Raw genomic sequence first — 12,922 nt, forward strand, 5'->3', positions numbered from 1 at the left:
GCTCCTCCTCGGTGAGCAGCGTGAGATCGCCGATCCGCGCGTCGGGAGCGGCCGTGACACTGTTCAGCAGCGCCAGATAGTGCCCGGCCATCCGCTCGATCGTGGCGCGCTCGAAGAGCCCCGTCGCATACTCGAACCAGCAGTGCAGCCGCCCGTCGGAGCGCTGCTTGACCGTCATGGTGAGATCGAACTTGGCCACGGCGGGCCCGGTGTGGACCGGCTCGATGACCGACCCGCCCAGGGTCGCGGGCACTCCCTCCATGTGCTGGAGTTCGAACATCACCTGGAAGAGCGGATTGCGGGAGAGATCACGGTCGGGCCGCAGCGCGTCCACCAGATGCTCGAACGGCACGTCCTGGTGGGCCATCGCCTCCAGGGACACCGTGCGCACCTGGCCCAGGAAGTCCGCGAAGACCGGATTGCCCGACAGATCGTTGCGGATCACCAGATTGTTGGTGAAGAAGCCGACCAGTTCCTCGGTCTCCTCCCGGGTCCGGCCCGCGACCGGGGTGCCGACCGCGATATCCGTACGCCCCGTATAGCGTCCGAGCAGAAGCTGGAACGCCGCCAGCAGGACCATGAACGGTGTCGCGCCGTGCCGCGCCGCGAGATCCGCCACGCCGTGGCCCGTCCCGGCCGGTACGTCCACGATCACCGTGTCGCCGCGGGCGTCGCGCACGGCTGATCTGAGCCGGTCGGCGGGCAGTTCGACCGGGCTGAGCCCGGTCAGCCGGTCACTCCAGTAGGCGAGCTGCCCCGCGATCTCGCCCGCCGACTGCTGCTCGCGCTGCCAGGCCGCGAAGTCCGCGTACTGCACCGGCTGGACGCGCAGCGGCGAGGGCCGGCCCGCGGCGAACGCCTCGTACGCCGCGTTCAGATCCTTCAGATAGATCCCCATCGACCAGGCGTCGAACGCGATGTGATGCAGCGTCAGCCCGAGCAGATGGCTGTCGGGCGCCGTACGGATCACCGTGACCCGGAAGGGGGCCTCCCGCTCCAGATCGAACGGCAGACCGGACGCCCGGTCCAGCAGCTCCCGGGCCAGGGCCTCGGCCTCCGGTTCGCCGGTCAGATCGTGCAGCGTGAAGTCGGCAGGGCCCGGCGGGTCGATGAGCTGCACCGGATCACCGGCGTGCGCGACATACCGGGTGCGCAGGATCTCGTGCTTCGCCGCGGTTGCGTCCACCGCCCGCCGGAACGCCTCGGCGTCCAGCGGGCCGCGCAGCCGCAGCGCCACCGGGACGACATACTCGTCGCTGCCCGGATCGAGCTGGTCCAGGAACCACATACGCTGCTGGCCGAACGAGAGCGCCAGTTCCCCGCCGCGCTCCACCGGCCGGATCGAGGGCTCCTCGGCGTCCGTCCCGGCCGAGCCGACCCGGGCGGCCAGCTCCGCGACCGTACGGGCGTGGAACAGCTCACCGACCGTCAGCTCGATGCCGAAGGCGCGCCGCAGCCGCAGCACCAGCCGGATCGCCAGCAGGGAGTGCCCGCCGAGTGCGAAGAAGTCGTCGTCGGCGCCGACCCGCTCCACCCCGAGGATCTCGCCCATCAGCTCGGCGACGGTCCGCTCGGCGGGGGTACGGGGTGCCGTCCAGGCCGTCCGGTCCGGTTCGTTCCGGCCCTCCGGCGACGGCAGCCGCCGGCGGTCCACCTTGCCGTTCGGCGTCAGCGGAATCGCGTCGAGCGCCACGGTGACCGACGGGATCATGCTCTCCGGCAGCCGGGTCGCCAGCAGGGCACGCAGCTCCTCGGACTCCGGGAGCGATGTCCCCGGGGCGGGTACGAGATAGGCGACCAGCTCCGTGTCCCCGGACTCCGGCCGGTGTGCGGTCACCACCGCGGCGGCGACCGAGGGATGGGCGGTGAGGGCGGCCTCGATCTCACCCGGCTCGATCCGGACACCCCGTACCTTCACCTGCTCGTCGATACGCCCGACGAATTCGAGCGCGCCGTCCTCGCGACGGCGCACCAGGTCCCCCGTGCGGTACCACCGCTCACCGGGGGCGCTCGGGAACGGATGCGGGGTGAAGCGGTCCGCCGTCAGATCTCCCCGGCCCGCGTAGCCGCGCGCCAGACCGGCCCCGGCGACACACAGCTCACCGGGGACACCCACCGGTACGAGCCGGTCCTCGGCGTCCACCACGAACGCGCGGACATTGGGCAGCGGACGGCCGATCGGGACGATCTCGGTCCGCTCGGTCCCGTCGTAGCGCCACGCGGTGGAGTCGATCGCGCACTCGGTCGGACCGTAGGTGTTGAACACCTCGACATCGACGGTGTCGCGCAGCCGCGCGCACAGCTCCGCGGGCAGCGGTTCGCCGGCCGAGCACACCAGCCGCAGCGCGGAGCACTCGCCGAGATCCGTCTCGGCCAGCAGCAGCCGCAGTACGGACGGGACGAGCTGAAGGACGGTCACATCGTGCTCGGCCACCGCGCGGACCATGACCGAGGGGTCGCGATGGGCCTCCTCGGGTGCCATCACCACCGTGCCGCCCGACACGAGCGGCGACAGGAACTCCCATACGGCGGCGTCGAATCCGATGGTGGTCTTCTGGAGCACCCGGTCGCCCGCGCCGATCCCGTACCGGTCCACGGACCACAGCACACGGTTGCTCATGCCGGCATGGGTGACGACCACACCCTTGGGCCGGCCGGTCGAACCGGAGGTGTACATGATGTACGCGGCATCGGCGGCTCCGACGGGCACCGGTGTCATGAGGCCCGCGTCCGCCGGCGCGCTCTCGCGCGCGGCGCTGTCGAGCGTCAGCACACGGGGATGGGCGGGCAGCCGGTCACGCAGCGACTCCTGGGTGAGCAGCACCTCGACACCGGCGTCCGAGACCATGAACGCCAGCCGCTCCGCCGGGTGTTCGGGCGCGAGCGGTACGTACACCGCCCCCGAGGCGAGCACCGCGAGCAGCGCCGTGACAAGGTCGGTGCTCCGGTGCAGCGCCACTCCGACGGGCGTACCGCGCGTGACCCCCAGGCTCCGCAGCCGCCGGGAGAGCGCGTCCACCCGCCGTGCGAGTTCCGCGTAACGGGTCTCCGTACCCCCGGACACCACGGCCACCGCGTCCGGTGTGGCCCGCGCCCGCTCGACGAACAGCTCGGACAGGGACCGGCCGGTGGTCACCGTCTCCGTACGGTTCCACTCGGCGAACCGCGACAGTTCGGAGTCGGGGACGATCTCCAGCCGCCGCACGGGTACGTCGGGCCGGTCGGCGGCATCCGTGAGCAGCCGCAGCAGTCCGGCCGCCATCCCCTCCATACGCGCCGCGTCGAACAGCGCCGTCGGATAGAGGAACTTCGCCTCCATCGAGCCGTCCGGACGCGCGGCGAGATGCAGCGACAGATCGAACGCGGAACTGGCCGTGGGCGAGTCGTACTTGGAGACCTCCAGACCGGGCAGCCGCAGCGGCCGGCGCCGGGCGTTGTGCAGCGCGAACCCCACCTGGAAGACCGGGTTGCGGGACGGGTCACGCTCCGGGGCCAGATCGGCGACAACCCGCTCGAACGGCACCTCCTGATTGCTGAAGTCGTCCAGCTGGCTGTCCCGGACGCGCGCCAGGAGCTCCACGAACGAGGGGTCGCCGGACAGATCGGTCCGCAGCACCACGGTGTTGAGGAACATACCGATCATCTGGTCCAGCTCGGCCTGGTCACGGCTGGCCAGGGACACCCCGACCGCCACATCGCGCCGGCCCGAGTACCGGGCCAGCAGCAGCTGGAACGCCGCGAGATAGGTCATGAAAGGTGTCGCGCCCGCGCGCCGGCCGACCTCGTCGACCCGCGCCGCGAGCGCGGCCGGCACCGTGAAGGACAGACTGTCCCCGGTGGGGTCCCACCGGGCCGGACGCGGCCGGTCGGTCGGCAGCTCAAGCGGATCGAGATCCGCCAGCCGCTCCCGCCAGTAGGCGCGCTGACGGTCCATCGACGCGGCGGACGCCTCGTAACTCTCGCGCTGCCACTGCGCGTAGTCGAGATACTGCACGGGCAGCGGTTCCAGCGGCGACGGCCCGCCCCCGGCGAACGCCGTGTAGAGCGTCTCGATCTCCTCCGCGAGCACACCCCACGACCAGCCGTCGAAGGCGATGTGATGCACGGTGATCAGCAGCGCGGTGTCGTCCGGGCCGAGATCCACCAGCGTCACCCGCCACGGCGGGCGCTCGCGCAGATCGATCGGCGTACGCAGCTCGCCGGCGCTCAGCTCGCGCAGCCGCGCGGGCCGTTCACCGGCCGGCAGCCCGGTGAGATCCACCAGGACGGGTTCCACCGGCCGCGGCGGGTCCACGATCTGGGCCCCGGTACCGGACTCCCCGTCGCGGTCCCCGTCCCCGTCTCCGTCCACGGAGACGTACCGCGTGCGCAGCACCTCGTGACGTACGGCGATCTCCGACAGCGCGGCCGTGAGCGCGCCGGTGTCCAGCGGCCCCCGCAGCCGGAACGCCTCGTGCAGCAGATACTCGGTCGTGGCTCCGGACCGTAGCTGATCGAGAAACCAGAGCTGTTCCTGTGCGAATGACAGCGGGTACGGGCCATCGCCGGTTGCCATCGGTCGCCTCCCAGAGTGAGAAGTAGGGGTTCACGGGACCGGGATGAGGTCACCCGGTGGTACGGAGCGGGACGCTCCGTGAAGGGAATACGCGGCGCTCACACCGGACCGGGGAGCGGCGCTCACACCGGACCGGGGAGCGGTGCTCACACCGGACCGGGGACCGCGTCCGACGGCTCGGCCATGGCGACGGCGATCTTCCGGGGGCCGGTGAACGGCTCACGGGCGTGCGACGCGAGCATGTTGTCCACCAGCAGCACATCGTCACGCTGCCAGTCGAAGCGCCGGAGCTCGGCGCGGTAGCAGCTCCGCAGATGGGCGACGACCTCGTCGGGGATGCGCTCGCCGTCACCGTAGAAGGTGTTGGTCGGCAGCTCGTCCTCGTCGAACATCTCCCGCAGGCCCGAGCAGATCTCCTCGGCCAGGGTGGTCACATGGAAGAACGAGAGATGGTTGAACCACACCTCCTCGCCGGTGACGGGATGCGTGTGCACGGCCTTCCTGCGGGCCCGGGTGCGCAGCCCGTTCGCACCCGTCCACTCCACCTCCACACCGTTGCGCGCGCAGTAACGGGCCACCTCGTCGCGGTCGTCGGTGTTGAACGCCTGCTGCCAGGGCACCCCGAAGCCCTCGATGAAGTTGCGCACCACCATCCAGCCGCGGGTGGCGAACTCCTCGCGTACGGCGGGATCGATGGCGCGCAGCACCCTGCGGGTGTCGGCGAGCGGGGTCGACCCCAGGGTCTCCGGGGGCCGTACACAGTAGAAGAACAGTGTCATCGGCCAGGTGGCCTGGTAGGAGTTCTCGTTGTGCAGGAAGATCTCCTCGCTCGGCGGATAGTCCGTCGATGTGTAGACCTGCCCCTTGATGGTGCTGCGGGGCGAGGAGCGCTCCGCGTAGGCGAGGGGCTCGCCCGACACCGCCCGCACCACGTCCTCGAACCCCTCGACCCCGCCGATGTCGAAACCGCGGAGCAGGACCGCGCCGTGCTCGCGCAGCCGCTCCCGGATGAACGGGCGGGCGTCGGGGAGGAATTCGGCCACCGGTGTGCCCGGTGTCCCGGTCGGCACGACGAAGGGAAGGGTGGACCCCGTGGCGGACGCCGTACCGGAGGCCGGTCCGGTGGGGCCGGGGGCGGACCGCCGTCCGGAATCCGCGCGGGCGGGCGGGGCTGGGGGTGCGGATGAGTTCGCATTCATGCGCCTCAGCCTCAGCGGCGGGCCGCGCCCGAACGAGAGAACAAGCGGCAGCACTGTCAGCAGCGCGCGTGCCCGCCACTCTGCGCTTTCTTCTCTGCAAGCCGCGCTGAACCACCGGCAGGCTCGCTTCCGTCGCCACGACCCTGTGGCGTCCATGACGCGACCGTGAAGCCGAGGAGGGCCGCCATGGCCGAGGAACACACCGACGAGCGTACGCACCAGGTCGTCGTGAACGACGAGGAGCAGTACTCCGTCTGGCCCGCCGACCGGGCGCTGCCGCTCGGGTGGCACGCGGAGGGCACCCAGGGCAGCCGGGCGGACTGCCTCGCCCATATCGGCACCGTCTGGACCGACATGCGCCCGCTCAGCCTGCGCCGCGAGATGGAGAAGGCCGCCCAGGCCTGAACCGCCCCGCCCAGGCCTGAACCGCCCCGCCCGTCCTGACCGCCCCGCCCGTCCTGACCGCCCCGCCCGTCCTGACCGCCGTACCCGTACCGGACCCGCTGGCCGAGGTGCCTGACTGATGAATATGCCAACGACCCCCGAACGAGGGCGTGTTGCGAAAGTCCCGCCCGGCCCGCGACGCCCGTACCGCGGTGGCATCAGCCGCGCCGCGGCGGGCGTGAACCCGTCCTCCGGGCGGACGGCGCCGCTTTCGCAGCACGCCCCGGATCTGCCGGGCCGGTACGCCGAAGGGCGCGTACCGGCCTCCGTGGGAGGGGATACGCGATGACCACCGTCGCCAAGTCCCCGCCCGACGGCCCGGTGACACCGCTCCACCGCAACCGTGACTTCATGCTGCTCTGGAGCGGTTCGGCCGTCTCCATCGTCGGCTCGACCGCCTCCACGGTCGCCTACCCCCTGCTCGTACTCGCCCTGACCGGCTCGGCGTCCGACGCGGGCATCGCCGGCTTCTTCGCCCTGCTGCCCACCCTGCTGTTCCAGCTTCCGGCCGGCGCGCTGGTCGACCGCTGGAACCGCAAACGGCTGATGATCTGGTGCGACGTACTGCGCTGCGTCGGGGCCGCGAGCATCGTGGCGGCGCTGGCTCTCGGCGAACTGCGCCTGGCGCACATCCTGTTGGTCGGATTCGCCGAGGGCACCCTCTCCGTGTTCTACGGGCTGGCCGCGCACGCGGCGGTTCCGAATGTCGTCGGCCCCGGCCAGTTGCGCCAGGCGCTGTCCCGTAACGAGGCACGCGGCCGGGCGGCCACCATGCTCGGTACGCCGCTGGGGGGCATCCTCTTCGGCGTGGGACGGTCCGTCCCGTTCCTGCTCGACGCCGTGTCCTATCTGGCGGCGCTGGTCAGCCTGCTGCTCGTCCGCAAGGACTTCGAGGCCGAGCGGACCACCCGGCGCACCGGCGGGATGGCCTCCCAGGTCTGGGAAGGGCTGGTCTGGCTCAAGGACCAGCCGTTCGTACGGGCCACGACCCTGCTGGTCGCGGGGAGCAACTTCCTCTTCCGCGCGCTCTTCCTGATCGTCATCGTGATGGCCACCGCCGCCGGGGCCTCGTCGGCCGGGATCGGTTTCATGGTCGGCGCCGCAGGCGCCGGCGGGGTGCTCGGCTCGCTCACCGCCACCTGGTTCGGCCGCAGATTCTCGCTGGCCGCCCTGGTGATCGGGGCCAACTGGGTCTGGGCGGTGCTGATGGGCGTCATCGTGTACGCCGACGATCTCGTGGTCCTCACGGCCGCCTACGCGGCGATGTGGTTCGTCGGGCCCGTCTGGAATGTCGCGGTCGGCAGCTACCAGCTCGCCATCACCCCGGACCGGCTGCGCGGCCGTGTCCTCGCGGCGACCAGCATGCTGTCCGCCGGAGCCCTGCCCATCGGCGCGCTCGTCGGCGGGCTGCTGCTGGACGCGGTGGGGCCGCGGCGGGCCGCCGCCGCCCTCGCCGTCTGGATGGTTCTGCTGGCCTGCGCCGCGACCTTCTCCCGCTCGGTACGGCGGAGCACCGCTGACTCGGTGGATTCCTGACAAGACCGGTGCACTACCAAGGAGGAACAACCGTGTTTCGCACGATGCTCGGAGCGCGACTCCCCGGGACGGGGACGAGACATGCTGCCGTCTGACACCGGATCCGTACGACCCGCCGGGGTGCTCGGCACCATCGGAGCGACGCCGCTGGTCGAACTGGCCAGGCTCGACCCGTCCAGAGCGTTCCGTACCTACGCCAAGCTGGAGGCGCACAACCCCGGCGGCAGTATGAAGGACCGGTCCGCGCTGGAGATGCTGCGCGAAGGCATCCGCGACGGCCGGATCGTCCCCGGGCGCTCGGTCGTGGTCGAGTCCAGCTCCGGCAATCTGGGCATCGGCCTCGCCCAGGTGTGCGCGTACTACGGGATCCGGTTCATCTGTGTCGTCGACCCCCGGACCAACCGCCAGAACGTGGCGATCATGCGGGCGCTCGGGGCCGAGGTGGAGGTCGTCAGCGAGACTGACCCGGCGACCGGGGAGTACCTTCCGGTCCGTATCCGCCGGATCCGTGAACTCACCAGTCTGATCCGGCACGCGTACTGGCCCGACCAGTACTCCAACCCGCTCAACCCCCGGGCCCATCAGAACACCATGGGAGAGATCGTCGAGAGCCTCCCCGGCGGACTCGACTACCTCTTCTGCGCGACCAGTTCGTGCGGCACCCTGCGCGGCTGCGCCGAGTACGTACGGGAGCACCGGCTGCCGGTGACCGTGGTCGCGGTGGACGCCGAGGGCAGCGCCATCTTCGGCAACCCCCCGGGCCCCCGGCTGATCCCCGGCCATGGCGCGGCGGTCCGCCCCGGCCTCTACCGCGACGGTCTGGCCGACCGGGTCGTCCATGTCGCCGACCTGGACTGTGTGGTCGGCTGCCGCAGGCTGGCGTCCCGCGAGGCGATCCTCGCCGGCGGCTCGACGGGCGCCCTGATCGCGGCCCTCGCGGCCATGAGCGAGCAGATCCCGGCGGGGGCGAATGTCGCGCTGATCCTGCCCGACCGGGGCGAGCGGTATCTCGACACGATCTACAACGACGACTGGGTCACCCGTCACTTCGGTGATGTGTCACACCTGTGGAAGGAGAAGAAGTCGGAGATGTCCGAGATGGGGGTGGCGCCATGCTGATCCTGGGAGCCGAGGACGTACACCAGGTCCTCGACGGCGCCGAGAAGGATGTCCTGGAGGCGGTCCGCCGGGCCTATGTGCTGCACGACCAGGGCCGTACGGCACTGCCGCACTCCGTCTTCCTGCGCTTCCCCGACGACCGGCGCAACCGGATCATCGGGCTGCCCGCCTATCTGGGCGACGAGACTCCGGTGGGCGGGGTCAAATGGGTCTCCTCGTTCCCCGGCAATGTGTCGGCCGGTCTGCGGCGCGCGTCGGCGGCGATCATCATGAACTCGATGGCCACCGGAATGCCCGAGGCGTTCGTGGAGGGCTCCGTGATCTCCGCGCGGCGCACCGCGGCGAGCGCGGCCCTGGCCGCCGCCACGCTCACGGCGCGGACACCCGACACCGGGGTCTCCCTGGTCGGCTGCGGGGTCATCAACTTCGAGGTGCTCCGTTTCCTGCGGGCGGCCCTGCCGGATCTGGCGGAGGTCACGCTGTTCGATCTGGACCAGGACCGCGCGCGTGCGTTCGCCGACCGCTGCGGCGGGCAGTGGCCCGATCTGAAGGTCTCCTCGGCCGGCACGGCGGACGAGGCGCTCGCCGCGCACCGTCTGGTCAGCCTCGCCACCACGGCCGCCACCCCGTATCTGACCACCGAGGCGTGCCGTCCCGGCACACTGGTCCTCCATCTCTCCCTGCGGGACCTCACCGCGGACTCCGTCCTCGCCGCGGTCAATGTGGTCGACGACGCCGACCATGTCTGCCGTGAGGCGACCTCGCTCCATCTCGCCGAGCAGCGGACCGGTGGCCGCGACTTCATCCAGGCGCCGATCGGCGCCGTTCTCGCGGACCCCGACGCGGGCCGGCGCGCCGAGGACCGGGTCACCGTCTTCTCCCCGTTCGGTCTGGGAGTCCTCGACCTCGCGGTCGCGGATCTGGTCCGCCGCCGGGCGGAAGCCCTCTCCCTGGGGACGCGGCTGCCCGGCTTCCTCCCGGCCCCCGACTGATCCGTGCGCGATCCGTGCGCGATCCGCGTGCGATCAGCGTGCGATCCGCGTACGCGATCTGTACGCACGATCCGTGCGTGACGACGAAACCCGCCTCCCCCGGGGCGGGTTTCGTACGTCATGACTCCGCCCGCCGCCGTCCCTTCCACCGGGTGCCGTGTCCCGATGGTGGCGCGGGCGGCGCGGATGCAGCGTGGTGCGTATGGCAGAGATCCCAGCCGTGGAGTCCGGCCCACGGGGGAAGGAGTCCCGGCCCCGGGGAGACCGGGCGAGCAGCCGTGACCTCGGTCTGCTGGCCGCCGTGGCGGGGGTCTACACGCTCGTTCAGCTCACGCTCTTCGTACCCGGCTCGGGGCTCGGCTGGGACGAGACGGTGTATGTCAGCCAGGTCGCCAGGGACGCGGAGGCCGCGTTCTTCAGCGCGCCGCGCGCCCGTGGCATCACCTTCCTCGTCGCACCGGTCACCCTGCTGACCCCGTCCGTCGGGGTGCTGCGTGTCCATCTGGCGCTGCTCTCCGGCGCTGGTCTCTTCTGCGCGCTCCTGGTGTGGCGCAGACTGCTGCCCGTACCGGTGCTCGCCGTCGCCGGCGCGCTGTTCGCCGGGCTGTGGATCACCGTGGTCTACGGACCGCAGGTCATGCCCAACCTCTGGGTCGCCCTCGGGGCGCTCTTCGCGGTCGGCTGCTTCCTGCGGGCCGCCCGCGACCGCTCCGACCGCCGCGCCCTGGCCGGACTCGGCGGGGGAGTCGCGTTCGTCGCGCTCATGCGCCCCTCGGACGCCCTCTGGCTCGCCCTGCCGCTGGGTATCGCCACGCTGCTGGTCCGCGCCTGGCGGCGGCCCGTCCTGCTGCTGGCGCTCGCGGCCGGTGCGGTTCTCGGCTGCGCGCCGTGGGTCGTCGAGGCGTACACCGCCTACGGCGGCCTCCTCGCGCGTCTGCGCCGTGCGAGCGAGATCCAGGGAGACCTCGGCTGGCACCTCGCCTTCGACGGCCATCTGCGCGCGCTCGACGGGCGGTTGCTGTGCCGCCCCTGCGATGTGCCGTGGCGGCGGCCGGTCACCGCCGTGTGGTGGTTCGTCCTTCCGCCGCTCATCGCGGGCGGTGTGCTGGCCGGTGTCCGGCTGCGGCGGCACGCCGTCGTCCTGGTGCCGGCGCTGACCGGTCTCGCGCTGGCGGTCCCGTATCTGCTGCTGATCGACTACGCCGCGCCCCGCTTCCTGCTCCCCGCCTACGCGCTGTTCGCGCTTCCGGTGGCACTGTGCCTGGTCCGTCTCGTCGGATCCGCCGGTCTCGTCGGATCCGCCGGTTCCGTCGGATCCGCACGGCCCGGCGGCCCGGCGCGCCCGCGCGTGCTGGTGGCGGCCGTCCTCGCGGTGGCGCTGACCGGGCATCTCGCGGTCCAGTACGCGGTACTCGACGGTGTCGCCGCCCGCAGCCGCGTCGGCCGGGTGGCGTTCGGCCGCGTGGCGGCGGAACTGGAGCGCCAGGGCGTCAGACCGCCGTGTGTGATCAGTGGTGCGGAAGCCGTCCGTATCGCCTTCCGCGCGGGCTGCGCCTCACGCCAGACCGGCGGACACGACGCCGCTGTCACCCCCGCCGGGCTGCTGGCCGAGGCCCGCGACCGGCCGGTGGCCGTCGTGGTGGCGGGGAAGGACGAGCCACCCCCGTACACACGCGGCTGGCGGCTCCGGCGGCTGCCGGACCTGCCGGACGGGCGCGACTGCCGCGCCTATCTCTCCCCGTCCACCCGTCCCGCCCCCGGAAGGCCGCCGGAAGGCGAACCGCGCCTGTCAGTAGGCGCCCCGGCATTCGAGGATCCGTCTCGGGTTGTCGACCAGCATGGTGGTGATCTGCTCCTCGGTGACGCCCCGTTGGCGCAGCGCGGGCAGCACCTCGCGGAAGATGTGCAGATAGTGCCAGTTCGGCAGGAGGACGGGCAGATCGCGCATCGGGAGCCAGTCGAGATAGCACGACGCGTCGTGCGCCAGCACGATCCGGTCGGTGTATCCCCGCGCGCACAAGGCGGCGACGGTGTCCACCCGCTGTTCGAACGGCAGCAGTACGTCGAGGCCGAAGCGGTCCATACCGAGGAAGGAGCCCCGGTCGGCGATCGACATCAGATAGTCCAGGTCGGCGGTGTCGCCGCAGTGGCCGATGACCACCCGGGTCAGATCCACCCCCTCGGCGGCGAACAGGTCCTGCTGCTCGATGCCACGACGGGACTGCGCGTGGGTGTGCGTGAGGATCGGTACGCCGGTGGCCCGGTGCGCCTGCGCCACCGCCCGCAGGACCCGCTCCACACCGGGGGTCACCCCGGGCGCGTCCGTCGCGCATTTGAGGATGCCGGCCTTCACCCCGGTGTACGCGATGCCGTCGGTGATGTCGGTGACGAACATCTCCACCAGGGGGTCGTCACCGCCGAGCAGTGTGCCGGGACCGCGCAGGCTCAGAAAGTGCGGGACGTCCTCGTAGGTGTAGAGCCCGGTCGCCACGACGATATTGAGGTCGACCCGCTCGGCGACCTTCTGGATCCGCGGGATATGGCGGCCGAGGCCGATCACCGTCGGGTCGACGATGGTGGAGACGCCCGTGGCGGCGAGTTCGTTCAGCCGCCGCACCGCCTGGGGCACCGCCTCGGCCTCATGGAACCCCGCGCGCTCGGGATGGTTGGCGATGAACTCGGGGTTGAGGACGAAGATGTGCTCGTGCATCAGGACCTGGCCCAGTCCGCCGACCGGCACGGGTCCACGGACGGTGTTCACCTCGGCCGTGGAAGAGACGGTTTCGTGCAGCATGTCGGGCTCCCGCATCACGCGTGGGCGCACGGCGATCGGCCGCGCTGGGACGGACTGGAGGGGCTGGGCTCACCTGGCCCGGCCGGTCCTCCGGCGGAGCCGCCCGTCGTGGACACCCTCCACCTCTGTGAGACGCGATGGGCTCACGAGCACCCTCGGTACAGATTTGCCGCTGCCGCCGACCGTGTGAAGGCGCATCCTCCCGGCGCTAGGCGCACACGGTCCTGTCACCGAACACATGGAAGCGCCCCCTGCTTCAGCGGCACCCCCGCCCCGCCGACCG

At 71.6% G+C, this 12,922-nt stretch carries 7 protein-coding genes and 1 pseudogene; 4 read left to right on the forward strand and 4 right to left on the reverse strand.

From position 1 onward, the window contains the following. Position 1 precedes the first annotated feature (1 nt). A pseudogene (locus OG214_RS35590) lies at positions 2-4,555 on the reverse strand (amino acid adenylation domain-containing protein); the annotation flags it as partial. 146 nt (positions 4,556-4,701) lie between these two features. Next, on the reverse strand, positions 4,702-5,754 hold the full coding sequence (locus OG214_RS35595) for a TauD/TfdA family dioxygenase (protein WP_405987097.1): 1,053 nt from the start codon (positions 5,752-5,754) through the stop codon (positions 4,702-4,704). Positions 5,755-5,940: 186 nt separating this feature from the next. Here OG214_RS35595 and OG214_RS35600 point away from each other — a divergent pair, with 186 nt between their 5' ends. The 4 genes from OG214_RS35600 to sbnB all read left to right on the forward strand — a co-directional run bounded on the left by OG214_RS35600 (position 5,941) and on the right by sbnB (position 9,845). Beyond that, on the forward strand, positions 5,941-6,159 hold the full coding sequence (locus OG214_RS35600; RefSeq protein ID WP_363083044.1) for an MbtH family NRPS accessory protein: 219 nt from the start codon (positions 5,941-5,943) through the stop codon (positions 6,157-6,159). A 324-nt stretch (positions 6,160-6,483) separates the two neighbouring features. After that, a complete protein-coding gene (locus OG214_RS35605; protein ID WP_405987098.1) occupies positions 6,484-7,734 on the forward strand; it encodes an MFS transporter in 1,251 nt (416 codons plus the stop codon). 81 nt (positions 7,735-7,815) lie between these two features. Further along, positions 7,816-8,853 carry a 2,3-diaminopropionate biosynthesis protein SbnA gene (gene sbnA / locus OG214_RS35610; RefSeq protein WP_363084461.1) on the forward strand — a complete coding sequence of 346 codons (1,038 nt, stop codon included), beginning with the start codon at positions 7,816-7,818 and terminating at the stop codon, positions 8,851-8,853. Then, positions 8,847-9,845, forward strand: coding sequence for a 2,3-diaminopropionate biosynthesis protein SbnB (gene sbnB, locus OG214_RS35615; RefSeq protein ID WP_405987099.1), 999 nt, complete (start codon positions 8,847-8,849; stop codon positions 9,843-9,845). Before sbnA ends, sbnB begins: the two co-directional genes overlap by 7 nt. 118 nt (positions 9,846-9,963) lie before the next feature. Here the strand turns inward: sbnB and OG214_RS35620 are convergent, their stop codons facing one another. Both OG214_RS35620 and OG214_RS35625 read right to left on the reverse strand, forming a co-directional pair. Beyond that, the gene (locus OG214_RS35620; protein ID WP_405987100.1) at positions 9,964-11,235 is read right to left on the reverse strand and encodes a hypothetical protein; all 1,272 of its coding nucleotides are present in this window, start codon (positions 11,233-11,235) and stop codon (positions 9,964-9,966) included. Between the two features lie 399 nt (positions 11,236-11,634). Beyond that, positions 11,635-12,654: a phosphotriesterase-related protein gene (locus OG214_RS35625; RefSeq protein WP_363084464.1), complete on the reverse strand. Its 1,020-nt coding sequence runs from the start codon at positions 12,652-12,654 to the stop codon at positions 11,635-11,637. Positions 12,655-12,922: the final 268 nt, after the last annotated feature.

Origin of the sequence: Streptomyces sp. NBC_00872, assembly GCF_045161915.1 — a bacterium.
GTDB lineage: Bacteria > Actinomycetota > Actinomycetes > Streptomycetales > Streptomycetaceae > Streptomyces.